Genomic DNA, 15,593 nt, shown 5'->3' on the forward strand with positions numbered 1-15,593 from the left:
AGACCGATACGGTGGGCACCGTGAGCCAGTCACCAAGCGGACGGCGCGAGCAACCGTTCCTGCCCGAGAACAACGACGTCACCGGTCTAGTCCCGCGCGGACTCCGGGTGGCCGCTGCCCTGAGCTGGCGGTTCATCGTCGTGATCGCCGCGCTGTACGCGGTGATCTGGCTGATGGGGTACCTGTCGGCGGTGGTCATCCCGGTGTCGATCGCGCTGCTGCTTTCGGCGCTGCTCGCACCCGCCGTGGAGAAGCTCGTGCACGTCCGGTTCCCGCGGGGGCTGGCGACGGCGATCGTGCTGATCGCCGGGCTGGCCGTGCTGGGCGGGCTGCTCACGTTCGTGATCACGCAGTTCTCCAGCGGCCTGCCGCAGTTGCAGCAGCAGCTGAACAACAGCCTCACGCAGATCAAGGACTGGCTCACCAACGGGCCGATCCACCTGCGCCAGGAGCAGATCCAGGACTTCCTGAGCAACGCGATCGGCTTCATCCAGAACAACCAGGCCTCGCTCACGAACACCGCGCTGACCACGGCGGGCACCGTCGGCGAGATCCTCACCGGCTTCGTGCTCACGCTGTTCGTCACGATCTTCTTCCTGGCCGGCGGCAACCAGATCTGGTCGTTCCTCGTGCGCGGCGTCCCGGCTCGCGTACGCAAGCGCGTGGACGTGGCCGGCCGCCGCGGGTTCGCGTCGCTCGTCAGCTACATCCGCGCGACGGCCGCGGTGGCGGTGGTCGACGCCGTGGGCATCGGCATCGGGCTGTGGATCGTCGGCGTGCCCCTGGTGATCCCGCTGGCGACGCTGGTGTTCCTCGGCGCGTTCATCCCGATCATCGGTGCCGTGATCGCCGGCAGCGTCGCGGTGCTGATCGCCTTGGTCACCAAGGGATTCATCGGCGCGATCATCGTGCTGGCGATCGTGATCGGCGTGATGCAGCTGGAAAGCCACGTGCTGCAGCCGCTGCTGCTCGGGCGCGCGGTGCGGCTGCACCCGCTGGCCGTGGTGCTCGCGATCGCCACCGGCCTCGTCGCCGCGGGCATCGCCGGCGCGCTGCTGGCCGTGCCGCTGCTGGCCGTGCTCAACGCGGGCATCCGGTCGCTGCTCCACGAACACAATCCCGATCCCGAAGCCGTCGACGTGCTCCACGACCAGGCGGCACAACCCAACGACGCCGAACCGGGCTCCGACGAAGCCGAAGTGCCGACTCGGGGCGACGACGAGGAGAAGTGAGCACGCCGGTCACCCGCGACCCGGCGACGCCGCTGTGGCGTGGGGTCGTGCTGCTGCGGGTGGTCACCTGGGCGTTCGCGCTCGGCGTGGTGATCGCGCACCGCGGTGAGTTCCAGCGCGCGTGGCTGGCGTGGGCCGTCGTCGCGGCGATGGGCGTGTGGACGCTGGTGTCGGGCTTCGCGTACCTGCACGAAGGCGGCCGGCCGCGGTGGCTGGTGGTGCTCGACGTCGTGCTGACGACGGGGCTGATGTTGTTGTCGCCCTTCATCTTGTCGCCGACGCAGTACGCCGAGGCCGCGCCGCTGATCACCACCGTGTGGGCCGCGGTGGGACCGATCGCGGCGGCGACGCGTTTCGGCGCGGGCGGCGGGGTGCTGGCGGGACTCGTGGTCGCTGTCGGCACCGGCGTCGCGCGCGAGCGGCTGGACCTCGACGTCTTCCGCGACGGCGTGCTGCTGTGCGCGAGCAGCATGCTGATCGGCATGGCGGCCACCACGGCACGGCGCTCGGCGGAGGCGCTCGCGCTGGCGTTGCGCACGGAAGCCGCGACGGCCGAACGGGAACGGCTCGCGCGCTCGATCCACGACAGCGTGCTGCAGGTCCTCGCTCGGGTGCGCCGGCGTGGCATGGAGGTGGGCGGCGAAGCAGCCGACCTGGCGCGGCTGGCGGGTGAGCAGGAGATCGCGTTGCGCGCCTTGGTGACCACCGAGCCGTCGTGGGCGATCGCGAGCAACGGCACCGCGGACCTGCGTTCGGCGTTGCAGCTGCTGGCCACGCCGACGGTGCAAGTGGCGACGCCCGCGGGCACGGTCGACCTGCCGGCGCACCTGACTTCGGAACTGGTGGCCGTCACCCGCGAGGCACTGTCCAATGTGGAGAAGCACGCGGGTCCGGACGCCCGCGCGTGGGTGCTGCTGGAGGACCTGGGCGGCGAGGTCGTGGTGAGCATCCGCGACGACGGCCCGGGCATTCCCGAAGGCCGGCTGGCGCGCGCGGAGGCCGACGGGCACCTGGGTGTGGTGGAGTCCATCAGAGGCCGGGTGCGCGATCTCGGCGGCACCGCGGCCCTGGACAGCGCTCCGGGCCGCGGCACGGAGTGGGAGGTGCGCGTGCCGACCAAGGGCGGGCCCGACAAAACGAGGGGCGGACGATGACGATTTCCGTGATGGTGGTCGACGACCACCCGATCTGGCGCGACGGCGTCGCCCGCGATCTGGGTGAGAACGGCTTCGACGTCCGGGCCACGGCGCCCGACGCCCCCGCCGCCGTCCGCATCGCGCGCACGGTCTGCCCGGACGTCGTCCTCATGGACCTCAACCTCGACGGCACCTCCGGCGTCGACGCGACCCGCGAGATCACGACGGAACTGCCGGACACGCGGGTGCTGGTGCTGTCGGCTTCCGGCGAGCACTCCGACGTGCTGGAGGCGGTGAAAGCCGGCGCCTCGGGTTACCTCGTGAAGTCGGCGTCCGTGACGGAGCTCGTGGACGCCGTCCGCCGCACGGCCGAGGGCGATCCCGTCTTCACCGCCGGTCTCGCCGGTCTGGTGCTGGGGGAGTACCGGCGGATGGCCGACGCGCCCCCTCCGCCGAGCCGGCGCCGCCGCGGTTGACCGAGCGCGAGACGGACGTGCTGCGGCTGGTCGCGAAGGGGCTGACCGCGCGCCAGATCGCGGAACGGCTGGTCCTTTCGCACCGGACGGTGGAGAACCACGTGCAGTCGACGCTGCGGAAGCTGCAGTTGCACAACCGCGTGGAGCTGGCGCGGTACGCGATCGAACACGGCCTCGACGAGGACTGATCGCTAGGAAGCGCTGACCGCGGCCGTCTGCAGGGCGCCGGTCAGCTTGGCCTTCCCGAGCCGCCACGCGGGTTCGCCGGGGTGCCAGGCGGCGACGACCCCGTCGTCGATGACCAGGTCGTCGTCATCGGTCCAGTCCAGCGACGACTGCTTGAGGTTGGGCGTGGTGTACGGCATCGACGGGGTCTGCAGCCAGGTGAGGTCGTTGAGGTCGAGCAGCCACAGATCGCGCGTCTGGGCGCCGGTGCCGTGCCACGAGGGCGTGCCGAAGTCGACGGCGGCGACCGCGCCGTCGCGGCTGGGCACGATCAGGGGGCTGGCCTGGACCGCCGGCGGGCGCACGGCTTTGCGGGTGCCGTCGCGCAGGTCGACGACGGTGAGCTCCGTGAGGCCGCCGAGGATCAGCCGGTCGCCGGCCGCGGCGAGGATGCGCGGGGCCTGCTGCACGGTGCGGCCGGTGTCGGGGTCGATGAGGACGTCGACGGTTTCGGCGGTGCCGTTGTTCACGGTGATCAGCAGGCCTCGGGAGGTCTCCTGCCGCAGGATCGTGGTGCAGCTCGCCGTGTTGCCGCCGCCCAGCGCCGTGCCGGCGAGCGACACGTGCTCGAGCCGGCAGTTGTCCGGGCCGTCCTGGCGGATGACCCACACGCTCTTGGCGTCGGCGCCCGGCGCGACGCTCACCGCCTGGCCGAGCGGCGTGGCCACGCCCGCATAGGCGTAGACGTCGAACGGCTGGCAGATCTGCTGGCACCGGGGCGAGGTGAGGATCACCGGGGTGTGGCCGACGCGCTGCACGGCGACGAGCCGGTCGCCGCCCGGCACGCCGGGCACCGCGCCTTTCGCACCGGTGTCGGCGTCGAACAGGGTCGGCGGCGAGGTGGCGAGCAGCAGCTCCACGCCGATGCCGCCCGTCGTCAGCGAGCCCGTGATTCCCGTCGGGAGCGGTCCGGTGGGTTCGACGGGTTCCGCGCGCTCGGTCGTCGGCACGGGGGCCGGGGTGGGGATCCCGCCCGTACACGCGGCCAGCAGCAAGCTCGTCGCAACGAGGGCGACGCCGGCGCGAAATACGGGTCTGTTCAGGGTTTTTCCCCGATCTGACGAGGGAAATACGGTTCTACCATCGTTTGCATGGCCGAGGAAGAGACGACCGGCGCGGAGACCGCGACCGAGACGAAGGCGTTGACCGCGCGCGACATCCGGGTGTCGGACGACGAGCGCGAACACGTCGTCGCCGTCCTGCAGAAGGCGATCGGGCTGGGAATGCTCAACCTCGACGAGTTCACGGAGCGCACCGACAAGGCGCTGGCGTCGCGTACGCGCGGCGAACTGAACGCCGTGCTCACCGATCTGCCGGGGCTGCTGCACCCTGCGGCCGCGCCGAGCTACCCGGCTTACCAGGCGCCGACCAGCACTTATGCGCCCGGTCAGCGGCTGGAGCTCAACGCGAAGTACTCGTCACTGCAGCGCGGCGGCCCGTGGCTGGTGCCGCCGGCGATGGTCGTGCGCAACAAGTACGGCAGCACGAAGCTGGACTTCACCGAGGCCCAGGTGTCGACGCCGGTCGTCGAGATCGAGCTGGACTCCAAGTGGGGTTCGGTCGAGATCATCATCCCGCCGCAGGCCGCGGTGGACTACAACTCGATCACCGAGATCAAGTTCGGCTCACTCGACGACAAGACCGGCAGCAACGGCCGCGCCGGCAACCCGCGCTACGTCATCACAGGCCGTATCCACGGAGGCTCGCTGGTCATCCGCAACCCTCGGCGGGGCTTTTTCGGCTGACCAGTGAAGCGGTGCCGGACCCGGTTTTCCATCCGTCGGCCGGGTCCGGCTCCGTCTTTTTCAGTTCGCTGCCGCGCGCGCCGCGACCGGATCGGCGCTGGCCAGGGCGTTGGTTGCTTTCACTTCCGCCTCGGCCAGCGTGACCGTGGCCAGCGATGCGCCGACGGCCCGCACGGCCGCCGCGTTCATCGACAGGCTCGTGAGGCCCAGGCCCGCGAGCACCACGGCGAGCCGCGGGTCAGCCGCCGCTTCGCCGCACACGCCGGCGGGCTTGCCCGTCGCCTTCGCCGCGTCGCCGATCAGCTTGAGCAGCCGCAGCAACGCGGGCTGCCACGGATCGTTCAGCTTCGCGACGGCGCCGAGCTGGCGGTCGGCCGCGAACGTGTACTGGGCGAGGTCGTTCGTGCCCACCGAGACGAAGTCGACGACGTCCAGGATCTCCCGCGCGGACAGCGCCGCAGCCGGGATCTCGATCATCACGCCCGCGCGCTCGATGCCCGCCGCGCGCACGCGCTCGGCGAACCAGGCGGCTTCCTCGGCCGTCGCGACCATCGGGGCCATCACGGAGACGATGGCGCCCGAATCCTGGGCCGCGCCCGCGATGGCCTCGAGCTGGCGGTCGAGCACGTCGGGCCGGTCGAACGCCACGCGCAGGCCGCGCACGCCGAGGGCGGGGTTGGGCTCGTCGTCGGGGTTGAGGAAGGCGAGTGGCTTGTCGGCGCCGGCGTCGAGGGTCCGCACGATCACCGGCTTGCCGCGGAACGGCGCCAGCACCGCCGCGTAGGCCTTCCGCTGCTCGTCGACGGACGGCTCCGCCGGGGCGTCGAGGAAGCTGAACTCGGTGCGGAACAGGCCGACGCCCTCCGCTCCCGCGTCCGCGGCCGCCTGCGCGTCGGCCGGCGAGCCGACGTTGCCGTAGACCTTGACGACGTGCCCGTCCGCGGTCGCGCCCGTGCCGTTCCACTCGGCCGGCCCCTGCGCCACGGCGGCGACGACGGGCGCGTTCGGGTCGGCCGGCTGGACGAGGCCCGTGTCGCCGTCGACGGCCAGCGCCTCCGCGCCGAAGTCGAGGATCCCCCTCACGGCCACCACGGCCGGAATCCCGAGGGCGCGAGCGAGGATCGCCGTGTGACTCGTGGGCCCGCCCTCCTCGGTGACCAGGGCGAGCACCTTCGCCGGATCCAGCCCGGCGGTGTCGGCGGGCGCCAGGTCGCGGGCGACCAGCACGCTGGGCGCCGCCAACTCCGGCACCCCCGGCGGCGCGACGCCGAGCAACTCGGCCACCAGCCGGTCGCGCACGTCCCGCACGTCGCGCACCCGCTCGGCCATGTAGCCCCCGGCCGCGGCCAAGGCCTCGGCGAAACCCTCGGCGGCCTGGTAGACCGCGCGCGCGGCGGGCAGGTTCTGCGCCGTCACCAGCTGCCGCGCCTGCGTGGCCAACGCCGGGTCGGCCGCCATCGCGGCGGTGGTGATGAGGATCGTGGCCGCCTCGCCCGTCGCGCTCTCCGCCTGCGCCTCCAACCGCGCGGCAACCGCCTGCGCCGCAGGCTCGATCCGGGCGGCCTCCACGGCCGCATCAGCCGGCGCCGGCGTGCTCGCGGGCTCCCCCAACGGCTCGGCAACACGCACCACAGGACCGCTCGCACGCCCCGGACTCACCGCGACACCGCTCAGGGTCATGCCGGTGGCGGACTGGCTCTCAGACATGGTCTAGACCATAGCTCAGATGGCCGTGGATGGCTCGCGGCGTCGGCCTTGGCGTTGGCCACACTCGCCGGCGCTCCTGGCTCTGCTGCACCTTCGCCACCTCCTCACCTCGCTTCATCCCTGCGACGGTCGTCCCCTCACTCGCGCAAGGCAACCCCCGTCCTCCGGTTGTCAGCCCGCCCCTGGGTCATTCCAGATCGTCGAGCGTCGGGTAGGAGGGCTGTGCACCCGCGCGAGTCACGCTGAGTGCGGCCACGCGCGCGGCGCGGCGGGCGGCGTCGGGGAGGGTGGTGCCCTCGGCCAGGGAGGCGGCGAGGGCGCCGGCGAAGGCGTCGCCCGCGCCGGTGGTGTCGACGGCGGTGACGGGCGGCGAAGGGACTTCCGTGACGCCGTCAGGGGTCACCACGGCGGCGCCCTTCGCGCCCAGGGTGACGACGGCGGCGCGCGGGCCCAGGTCGAGCAGCTTGCGGGGATCGGCGTCGGCCGGGCCGAGGAGGTAGGCGGCTTCGTGTTCGTTGACCAGCAGGACGTCGACCGCGGCCAGGGTCGAAGGGGACAACCGGGCGGCGGGTGAGAGGTTGAGCAGCACCTTCGCGCCGGCGTCGGACGCGCGTTGGACGGCGTGCTCGACGGTCGGCAGCGGGACTTCCAGCGACAGGACCACCACGGCGGCCCCGGCGAGAGCCTCGGGCGTGATGTCCGCGGGCGTCAACGCCGAGTTCGCACCCGGTGAGACCAGGATCGAGTTCTCCCCGTCCGGGGTGACGGTGATATACGCGATCCCGGTCGGGCGGTCGACGACGCGCAGAAACGCCGTCGAGACTCCCGCGCCCGCCAGGGAATCCCGCAACAACGCGCCGTACGGGTCCGATCCCACGGCGCCCAGCAGAGCCACATCCGCACCCAGCCGGCCCGCCGCGACAGCCGTGTTCGCGCCCTTGCCACCCGGCGACAGGACGGTGTCGCCGCCCAGAACGGTCTCGCCGCCGGCCGGGCGGCGGTCGACGGGGACGACGAGGTCGGCGTTGGCGGAACCCACCACCAGCACGGCTGCGCACATGGTCGACACCTTGCCACGGGTGCGCCCGGGCACAGGTCACCCACCGTCCGTGCGCAAAAGTGAAGGTTTTTGTAACTTATCCGGCGCCCAGTGCGACAATCAGGCGAGCAGCGGCTGCCCGTCACTCGATCGGGGGATCCATGTCCCCCAGGCGTCACTTCTGACACGGGTTCCGCTCTTGTGGAGCGTCACTGTCCTTGAGCCAGTGGCGTTGCCCCGACCGGAAGCGCACCGGAGAGGGCATCGGGTCGCCGGCGCCGATCACGTAGCCCCCCGAGTGATCGGCGTCGGCGGCGCCCCGACCAGTGCGGCCACGGTCCGCGCGGCCGGCATCGAAACGTCCGAAGCGAGCACGAAGTCGTTGCCGTCGCGCGACAGCACGCGCACGACGCCGCCCGCCTCGGCCGTCAGGGCGGAAATCTCTTCGCGTCGCACCACGACCCCGTTGGCGTGCCGAGGTATCCACGTGACGCCAAGGCCGTCCACAGTGAACACGCCCCGCGTGCCGCGGTGGCGGGTCCAGACCAGCGCGCCGACGCACACCGCGACCGCGATCAGCCCGGGCACCGTGACCGGCAGCCACAGCCGCACGACGAGCACCGCCACGAACAACGCCACCGTGCCCCCGATCGCCGCTTGCCGCGCGCCCGAAGCCTTGCTCGCACGCACCTTCACGCTCTCGCCGGCCTCCGGCACCGGCTTCACCGAAGACCACCGCACCACGGTCGTCGCCACGCGCTGCGGGCCGAACCCGCCGCGCCGCACCTCCAGCGACGGCCACCGCACCAGCCCCGGCCGCACCGTCTCGACCGCGGCCGCCAGCCGGTGCGCCTCGCCGGGTTCGAACCGCGTCGACAGGACGAAGCCGTGGGGTCCGCGGCGGCTGAAGCGCTTGACCAGCCGATCCTCGGCAGCGGGAGCCGGCGCCAGGTACACCTCGACCCGGTTGTGCTTCTCGACCAGCACGACCGCGCTGAAGTCCTCCCACGACAGCACGAGCCGCGCGTCGCGGACGGGCAACCGCAGACCGCGCGGGGCGACCTCGACGCTCAGCCGCTCCTTGCGCATGCCGCGCCGCCCGATGGGGATGCAGCCCAGCAACACGAGTCCGACCAGGGCGATCACGGAACCCACGTACAGGCCGCCGCGGCTCGCCGCCATGAGGAGGCCGCCGAAGCCCGCGATCAGGAGCCCGGGAACCAGGAGCAGCAACGTCGCCAGCCGCACCTCATCCGGCGGGACGGGCGCGGGGTAGGTGACCGTGGTGATTTCGTCCATCTCGGACGAAGTGTGACAGAACGCGGTCGGGGTTTCCCTACCCCGTTCGGCGGACGGCCGGGTGTTTTCGCAGCTCAACGGTCCCTAGCGTCGATCGCATGAAAATCTCGGACTGGAAACGGGTGCTCTACGCCCTCCTCGCCCTGCCCGCGTGCTTCGGCGGCAGACGCACCGGGCAGCTGCTCGCCGAACGGCTCCTCGGCGTCCCGCCGCGCGAAGGGACCCCTCGCTACCTGGCCGCCACCGGGGTGAGCGTGGTGGCCATCCCGTTTTCGCTGCTCATCGGGTTTCTGGTGTGGCGGATCGCGACGTACGGCCTGTTCTGGGACCCCTCGACCGCCGACGAATCGTGGGGCGGGCCGTCGCTCGTGGGGGCCTGGCTCGTGCACTTCTGGTGCGTGCTGGGCATGGTCGTGGTGGCCATGTGGGTGCTGCGTCCGCTCACCGATCTGCAGGCCCGGCTGCTCTCCGGCCGCGTTGTTACGGGAACAACGGTGCCGACCACCTAGAATGTCCGGATGAGCAGCCCCACGCGAAGGGGCCGCGCGCGAGCGGCTACCGAGCAGGACATCCGCCGGACCGCCCGGAGACTGCTGGTCGAACAGGGTCCGGACGCCGTGACGCTCCGGGCGATCGCCCGGGAGCTGGGCATCACCGCACCGGCCCTGTACCGCTACTACGAATCGCGCGACGACCTGGTCGAGAACCTGCGTCTCGACGTGATCGCCGACCTCGCCGCCGAGCTGGCCGAGGACGTCGCCGTGCTGCCCGAAGACGGTATGGCGCAGCTGTTCGCCATCTGCAAAGGCTTCCGCCGCTGGGCGCTCACGCACACCAAGGAGTTCACGCTGGTGTTCGCGTCGCCCACGGGCGGCGTCGGCACCACCGCGGGCAGCGCGCTGCACCGCCTCGACGAGCCGTTCGGCCGCATCTTCCTCGCCGCCGCCGGCCAGGTCCTCGCCACGCACGACCTGGTGATGCCGCCGAACGACGTCGTCCCGCCCGAACTGCGCGACGACCTCACCGCGTTCCAGAGCGAGCTGCTCGCCGTGCTCGGCGAGTCGGGCCGCGCGATCGCGCCCGAGAAGCTGGACCTCGGGCTGACGTACCTGATGATCCAGTTCTGGGCCCGCCTCTACGGCCACGTGACGCTCGAGGTGTTCGGCAACTACCCGATCCCCGTGTCGAAGCCGGACATCCTCTTCGAGGCCATCCTCACCGACCTGGCCCGTGACGTGGGGTTGTACGCCGGCTAGACCGCACGGCCGCCGTCGACCGACAGTGACCACGCGCCCGCCCTCACCGAGGTGCTCGGCCGTCCGTCGCCGAACCCGCAAGTTCGGTTTCGTGCACGGACGGACACGGGTTGTGACAAACTCACCTTCGGATCTTGAAGGGGAGGGCCGGGGGTTGCTGCACGTCCAGGGGCTGGTGAAGGACTACGACGGGCGCCGGGTGGTGGAGAACGTGTCGTTCGCGTTGCAGCCCGGCACCGTCACCGCGTTCCTCGGGCCGAACGGCGCCGGGAAGTCGACCACGCTGCGATGATCTGCGGCCTGACGCGCCCCACCGCGGGCACGGCGACGATCGCCGGGCGGCGGTTCGGGGACTGGCCCAACCCGGGACATGTCGCGGGCGTGCTGCTCGACGCGGCCGCCGTGCACCCCGGCCGCACGGGACGCCACCACCTCGTGAACGGCGCCAAACTCATGCGGCTGCCCAGTTCACGCGCCGACCAGGTGCTCGCGCAGGTCGGGCTCAGCGACGCGGCGAACCGGCGCATCGGCAAGTACAGCCTCGGCATGCGCCAGCGCCTCGGGCTCGCGCACGCGCTGCTGGCCGACCCGCCCGTGCTCATCCTCGACGAGCCCATCAACGGCCTCGACCCCGAAGGAATCCGCTCCACACGACAGCTTCTGCGCGGCTACGCCCAACGCGGCGGCACCGTGCTGCTGTCCAGCCACGTACTGTCCGAAGTGGACCAGACGGCCGACCGCATCGTGATGATCGGCCACGGCCGCGTCGTCGCCGACGGTCCGCTCACCAGCTTCGCCGGCCCCGCGCGGACGGTCGTGCGCACCAACGACGTGCCCAAACTCGGCACTGCCCTGCAACGCGCTGGCCTCGACGTCCGCCAGACCGGCCCCGACGCGCTGTCCGTAGCCGCCCCGACGGAGCGCGTCTCGGAGATCGCGTTCGGCGCGCAGGTGCGGGTGCTCGGGCTGGCCGAGGAACAGCAGAACCTGGAAGAGCTCTTCTTCCGCCTCACGGGAGGTCCGCGATGATCCCGATGCAGACGGCTACGCAGCAGCAGCCGGCGTGGGCCACCGGTGCGGCGAAGCGCGCTTCATTCGGCACGGTGGTGGGTGTCGAGCTGCGGAAGTTCACCGCCACGCCGGCTGACAAGATCCTGCTGGTCGCCGGCCCTATCGCGGTGGTGCTGCTGTCGATCCTGTTCATGGTCGACCTGTTCAACCCGGTGACCATGCGCAAACAGCTGGGGACCGTGGTGACCACCATTCGGTTGGCGGCGATCCTCGTGGACGTCGCCCTGGTGAAGCTCATCGCGAGTGAGTGGCACTACCGCAGCGCCCAGCCCACCCTTCTCGCGCAGCCCTCCCGGCTGAGGTACGTGCTGGCCCAGGGCGCGATCGCAGCCGGTGCCTGGGTGCTCGTGGCCGGCCTGCACATCCTGATGACCTTCACTTACTTCGCTGGTGTGCTCGACGACCACGACGCCGAGAACCTGCTGACGATCCGGGTGGGCACCACGATCGGCGTGTGTCTGCTCGGGTCGTTCCTCATGACCCTGCTGGCCGTCTCGATCGCGTGGCTGATCCCGAACACCGCGGGCGCGATCGCCGCCTACTGCCTGATCTCGATCCTGTTCGTGATCGTGCAGGCCAACCAGGACTTCGCAGGCTGGGTCGATCCGGTCGAACCCGCGCGACAGCTCGGTGGGCTGTCGACGCACGGCCCGATCGCGCTGGCCACATCGCTGGTGCTCTGGCTCGGGGTCACGGCGCTCGGAGTTACCCGCGCTGCGCGACGGGAAGCCGCCTAGCGGACGAGGGAGCCGCCGCCGGGGTCGACTGCGGCGAGGTACTCGCCCGCCATTTTGCGCAGCGGCGGGCAGTACTTCTCGGCGGTGCGGCGATAACCGTCGATGGACGAGTCGTCTGCGCCGCCTTGGTGGAAGGTGTCGAACGCCACCGGCTCCGCGGAGCCGGTGTTCACGATGAGAGAGCAGCCGTTAATCCCGGCCGAAGTCACGGCGTAGTAACGCCCGAGCAGGATTTCTCGGCGGAAGTGGCTGCTCAACCCCGACTCGGACATCCAGGCGGACTGCCACGGGTCGGATTGGCGGCTGTCGGCGGCGTCCGTATGCACGACGAGTAGCCCATCGGCCGAGCTGATGTCGCAGGCCTTGACGTTCGGGTCGAACGTCGGCGGGCTGGTGGCACCGAGTGCGGAGAGCAGCGCCGGGTTGCGCTCGAACTGGGTGCAGCTGTCGGGGAACACGTTGGGCCGGGTGATCACCGTCGGCAGCTGGTCGTAGGCGATCGAGTCGGCGGGCAGGGTCGGCGCCGGCTTGCCCGGGGCCGGACCGGGCGCCACGGCACAGCCGGTCAGAGCGAGGGCAGCAGCCAGCAGCGGCAGAACGGTGAGCGATCGACTACGCACGGCGAGCACGTTACCGGCCCGGGCACGAGACCCGGGCCGGAACGCACGAATTCACCACGCTGATTCAAGCCGCCGGTTCACAGCACGATGTTGACCAGCCGCCCCGGGACCACGATCACCTTGCGGGGCGTCTTGTCGCCCACCAGGGCGGCGACCTTCTCCTCAGCCAGGGCCGCGGCCTGCACGGCGTCGGAAGCGGCGTCGGCCGGCACGGTCACGCGGGCGCGGACCTTGCCGTTGACCTGGATCGGGTACTCCACCGAGTCCTCGACCAGGTACTTCTCGTCGACGACCGGGAAGGGGCCGTGGACCAGGGAGTCGACGTGGCCCATGCGGTGCCACAGCTCCTCGGCGACGTGCGGGGCCAGCGGGGCCAGCAGCAGCACCAGCGGCTCCGCCACCTCGCGCGGCGTGCCCGCGGCCGAGCCGTACACCTTGGTCAGGTGGTTGTTCAGCTCGATCAGCTTCGCGCCCGCGGTGTTGAAGCGCATCTCCGCGTAGTCCTCGCGGACGCCGGCGATGGTGCGGTGCAGCAGCTTGCGGTCGGTCTCCGACGGGTCGTCGGCGGTCACGCGCAGCTCGCCGGTCTGCTCGTCGATCAGCAGGCGCCACAGGCGCTGCAGGAAGCGGTGCGCGCCGACGACGTCCTTGGTCGCCCAGGGTCGGGACATGTCCAGCGGGCCCATGGACATCTCGTACACGCGGAAGGTGTCGGCGCCGTAGGTGTCCGACATCTCGTCGGGCGTCACGGCGTTCTTCAGGCTCTTGCCCATCTTCCCGTACTCCTGGGTGACCTCCTCGTCACCCAGGAAGAACTTGCCGTCGCGCTCCACGACCTCGTCGGCCGGCACGTGCACGCCGCGCTTGTCCGTGTAGGCGTACGCCTCGATGTAGCCCTGGTTGAACAGGCGCCGGTACGGCTCCTTCGACGACACGTGGCCCAGGTCGTACAGCACCTTGTGCCAGAAGCGCGAGTACAGCAGGTGCAGCACCGCGTGCTCGACGCCGCCGACGTACAGGTCGACGCCGCCCGGGTCGTCGACGCCGTACTCGGCCGGACGCGGGCCCATCCAGTAGGCCTCGTTCTCCGGCGCGCAGAACACGTCGGGGCTGTCCGGGTCGACGTAACGCAGCTGGTACCAGCACGAACCCGCCCACTGCGGCATCACGTTGGTGTCGCGGCGGTACTTCTTCGGCCCGTCGCCCAGGTCCAGGGTGACCTCGACCCAGTCGGTCGCGCGCGACAGCGGCGGCGACGGCTCGGAGTCGGCGTCGTCCGGGTCGAAGGTCTTCGGCGAATAGTCGTCGACCTCCGGCAGCACCACGGGCAGCTGGTCCTCGGGCAGCGCGATCGGCAGCCCGCTCTCGTCGTAGACGATCGGGAACGGCTCGCCCCAGTAGCGCTGGCGGGCGAACAGCCAGTCGCGCAGCTTGTACTGCACGGTGCCCTCGCCGTGGCCGTTCTCCTCCAGCCACGCGATGATCGTCTTCTTCGCGTCGGCCACGCCCATGCCGTCCAGCGAGACGGTGTCGTTGGCCGAGTTGATCGCCGCGCCCTCGCCGGTGAACGCCTCGCCGTCGAAACCCTCGCCCGGGTCGACCGTGCGGATGATCTCCAGCTCGAACTTCTTCGCGAAGTCGTAGTCACGCTGGTCCTGCGCCGGCACGGCCATGATCGCGCCGGTGCCGTAGCCCATCAGCACGTAGTCGCCGATGAAAACCGGGATTTCCTTGCCGTTGACCGGGTTTACGGCATACGCGCCGGTGAAGACGCCGGTCTTCTCCTTGTTCTCCTGCCGGTCCAGATCGGACTTGCGCGACGTCGCCAGGCGGTACTCCGCGACGGCGTCGGCCGGGGTCTTCGCGCCGCCGGTCCACGCCTGCCGGTGCTCGCCGGGCCACTCGGCCGGCGTCAGCTTGTCGACCAGCGGGTGCTCGGGCGCCAGCACCATGTAGGTGGCGCCGAACAGCGTGTCGGGCCGGGTCGTGAAGACCTCGATCTTCTCGTCGCCGGCCTTGAACGCGACCCGCGCGCCCTGCGAGCGCCCGACCCAGTTGCGCTGCATGGACTTGACCTTCTCGGGCCAGTCCAGCAGGTCCAGGTCGTCGACCAGGCGATCGGAGTACGCGGTGATCCGCATCATCCACTGGCGCAGGTTCTTGCGGAACACGGGGAAGTTGCCCCGGTCGCTGCGCCCGTCGGCGGTCACCTCTTCGTTGGCGACGACCGTGCCCAGGCCCGGCGCCCAGTTCACCGGCGCCTCGGAGATGTAGACCAGGCGGTGGTCGTCGATGACCTTGCGGCGCTCGACGTCGCTCAGCTCGCTCCACGCGCGCCCGTCCGGCGTCGCGCGCTCACCCGAGGCGTACGCCTTCTCCAGGTGCTCGATCGGGCGCGCCTTGCCCGCCTCGTCGTCGTAGTAGGAGTTGAAGATCTGCAGGAAGATCCACTGGGTCCACTTGTAGTAGGCCGGGTCGATCGTCTCGATCGACCGGCGCTCGTCGTGACCCAGGCCCAGGCGCTTCAGCTGGCTGCGCATCGTGGCGATGTTCGCCTCGGTGGTCGTGCGCGGGTGCGTGCCGGTCTGCACCGCATACTGCTCGGCCGGCAGGCCGAAGGCGTCGTACCCCAGCGTGTGCAGCACGTTGCGGCCGATCATGCGGTGGTAGCGCGCGTACACGTCCGTGCCGATGTAGCCCAGCGGGTGCCCGACGTGCAGGCCCGAGCCGGACGGGTACGGGAACATGTCCTGCACGAACAGCTTGTCCGACGGCACCTGCTCGCCCTCGACCGCCAGCGCGCCCGTCGGGTTCGGCGCGTGGTAGGTGCCGTGGTCGGACCAGTAGTCCTGCCAGCGGCGCTCGATCTGCCCCGCGAGCTCCGCGGTGTAGCGGTGCGGCGGGGTGTTCTCGGCGCCGGGAGCGCCGTCACCCGTGGTCGGGGTGGGCGCCGTGGACTCTGTCATCGCCGTCTTCCTCCGTGATCGGACCACTCCAGAAACAACTCGACCCCTCAAGCCCGAAGGCATGAGGGGTCGCCGCGCCGGCCG

The 15,593-nt window shown here is 71.1% G+C and carries 12 protein-coding genes and 2 pseudogenes; 8 read left to right on the forward strand and 6 right to left on the reverse strand.

The window, feature by feature from the left end; translation table 11 throughout:
* Positions 1-20 precede the first annotated feature (20 nt).
* The 3 genes and pseudogenes from ACQPXB_RS49435 to ACQPXB_RS49445 all read left to right on the forward strand — a co-directional run bounded on the left by ACQPXB_RS49435 (position 21) and on the right by ACQPXB_RS49445 (position 3,032).
* Positions 21-1,232 carry an AI-2E family transporter gene (locus tag ACQPXB_RS49435; RefSeq protein ID WP_366587742.1) on the forward strand — a complete coding sequence of 404 codons (1,212 nt, stop codon included), beginning with the start codon at positions 21-23 and terminating at the stop codon, positions 1,230-1,232.
* Positions 1,229-2,386, forward strand: a complete 1,158-nt coding sequence (gene macS, locus ACQPXB_RS49440) for a MacS family sensor histidine kinase (protein ID WP_432849008.1) — start codon at positions 1,229-1,231, stop codon at positions 2,384-2,386. The genes ACQPXB_RS49435 and macS overlap by 4 nt, the downstream gene beginning before the upstream one ends.
* A pseudogene (locus tag ACQPXB_RS49445) lies at positions 2,383-3,032 on the forward strand (response regulator). Before macS ends, ACQPXB_RS49445 begins: the two are co-directional and overlap by 4 nt.
* A 3-nt stretch (positions 3,033-3,035) precedes the next feature.
* Here the strand turns inward: ACQPXB_RS49445 and ACQPXB_RS49450 are convergent.
* Positions 3,036-4,019, reverse strand: a complete 984-nt coding sequence (locus ACQPXB_RS49450; protein WP_432849009.1) for a hypothetical protein — start codon at positions 4,017-4,019, stop codon at positions 3,036-3,038.
* Positions 4,020-4,160: 141 nt separating this feature from the next.
* Here ACQPXB_RS49450 and ACQPXB_RS49455 point away from each other — a divergent pair, with 141 nt between their 5' ends.
* Entirely contained in the window at positions 4,161-4,814 is a 654-nt protein-coding gene (locus ACQPXB_RS49455) for a DUF1707 SHOCT-like domain-containing protein (RefSeq protein WP_366587750.1), read from the forward strand.
* Positions 4,815-4,874: 60 nt separating this feature from the next.
* Here ACQPXB_RS49455 and ptsP read toward each other — a convergent pair whose 3' ends face one another.
* From ptsP to ACQPXB_RS49470, 3 genes are all read right to left on the reverse strand, one after another.
* Entirely contained in the window at positions 4,875-6,521 is a 1,647-nt protein-coding gene (ptsP, locus tag ACQPXB_RS49460; RefSeq protein WP_432849010.1) for a phosphoenolpyruvate--protein phosphotransferase, read from the reverse strand.
* Positions 6,522-6,708: 187 nt separating this feature from the next.
* Positions 6,709-7,581 (reverse strand): ribokinase, encoded by an 873-nt coding sequence (locus ACQPXB_RS49465; RefSeq protein WP_432849011.1) that lies wholly within the window; start codon positions 7,579-7,581, stop codon positions 6,709-6,711.
* A 261-nt stretch (positions 7,582-7,842) separates the two neighbouring features.
* Positions 7,843-8,859, reverse strand: a complete 1,017-nt coding sequence (locus ACQPXB_RS49470) for a hypothetical protein (RefSeq protein ID WP_432849012.1) — start codon at positions 8,857-8,859, stop codon at positions 7,843-7,845.
* A gap of 98 nt (positions 8,860-8,957) precedes the next feature.
* On the opposite strand from ACQPXB_RS49470, the gene ACQPXB_RS49475 reads away from it, so the two are divergent.
* From ACQPXB_RS49475 to ACQPXB_RS49490, 4 genes and pseudogenes are all read left to right on the forward strand, one after another.
* Complete coding sequence (locus tag ACQPXB_RS49475) at positions 8,958-9,368, forward strand: hypothetical protein (protein ID WP_432849013.1); 411 nt, start codon at positions 8,958-8,960, stop codon at positions 9,366-9,368.
* Positions 9,369-9,377: 9 nt separating this feature from the next.
* Positions 9,378-10,115 (forward strand): TetR/AcrR family transcriptional regulator, encoded by a 738-nt coding sequence (locus ACQPXB_RS49480; RefSeq protein ID WP_366587762.1) that lies wholly within the window; start codon positions 9,378-9,380, stop codon positions 10,113-10,115.
* A gap of 211 nt (positions 10,116-10,326) precedes the next feature.
* Positions 10,327-11,144 (forward strand): annotated as a pseudogene (locus ACQPXB_RS49485) (ATP-binding cassette domain-containing protein).
* Positions 11,141-11,923: a hypothetical protein gene (locus tag ACQPXB_RS49490; protein ID WP_432849014.1), complete on the forward strand. Its 783-nt coding sequence runs from the start codon at positions 11,141-11,143 to the stop codon at positions 11,921-11,923. Before ACQPXB_RS49485 ends, ACQPXB_RS49490 begins: the two are co-directional and overlap by 4 nt.
* Here ACQPXB_RS49490 and ACQPXB_RS49495 read toward each other — a convergent pair.
* Both ACQPXB_RS49495 and leuS read right to left on the reverse strand, forming a co-directional pair.
* Positions 11,920-12,543 carry a hypothetical protein gene (locus ACQPXB_RS49495; RefSeq protein WP_432849015.1) on the reverse strand — a complete coding sequence of 208 codons (624 nt, stop codon included), beginning with the start codon at positions 12,541-12,543 and terminating at the stop codon, positions 11,920-11,922. The two genes, ACQPXB_RS49490 and ACQPXB_RS49495, sit on opposite strands and share 4 nt — an antisense overlap.
* A gap of 77 nt (positions 12,544-12,620) precedes the next feature.
* Positions 12,621-15,509 (reverse strand): leucine--tRNA ligase, encoded by a 2,889-nt coding sequence (gene leuS / locus ACQPXB_RS49500; RefSeq protein WP_432849016.1) that lies wholly within the window; start codon positions 15,507-15,509, stop codon positions 12,621-12,623.
* Between the last annotated feature and the right edge of the window lie 84 nt (positions 15,510-15,593).

The sequence above is a fragment of the Amycolatopsis sp. CA-161197 genome, assembly GCF_050942255.1.
In the GTDB taxonomy this organism is placed as follows: domain Bacteria; phylum Actinomycetota; class Actinomycetes; order Mycobacteriales; family Pseudonocardiaceae; genus Amycolatopsis.

Excerpts from the sequence above, each read along its gene's own strand:
- ACQPXB_RS49455 (WP_366587750.1), top strand. The coding sequence starts at position 4,161 with ATGGCCGAGGAAGAGACGACCGGCGCGGAGACCGCGACCGAGACGAAG.
- ptsP (WP_432849010.1), bottom strand. The coding sequence starts at position 6,521 with ATGTCTGAGAGCCAGTCCGCCACCGGCATGACCCTGAGCGGTGTCGCG.
- ACQPXB_RS49465 (WP_432849011.1), bottom strand. The coding sequence starts at position 7,581 with ATGTGCGCAGCCGTGCTGGTGGTGGGTTCCGCCAACGCCGACCTCGTC.
- ACQPXB_RS49470 (WP_432849012.1), bottom strand. The coding sequence starts at position 8,859 with ATGGACGAAATCACCACGGTCACCTACCCCGCGCCCGTCCCGCCGGAT.
- ACQPXB_RS49475 (WP_432849013.1), top strand. The coding sequence starts at position 8,958 with ATGAAAATCTCGGACTGGAAACGGGTGCTCTACGCCCTCCTCGCCCTG.
- ACQPXB_RS49480 (WP_366587762.1), top strand. The coding sequence starts at position 9,378 with ATGAGCAGCCCCACGCGAAGGGGCCGCGCGCGAGCGGCTACCGAGCAG.
- ACQPXB_RS49490 (WP_432849014.1), top strand. The coding sequence starts at position 11,141 with ATGATCCCGATGCAGACGGCTACGCAGCAGCAGCCGGCGTGGGCCACC.
- leuS (WP_432849016.1), bottom strand. The coding sequence starts at position 15,509 with ATGACAGAGTCCACGGCGCCCACCCCGACCACGGGTGACGGCGCTCCC.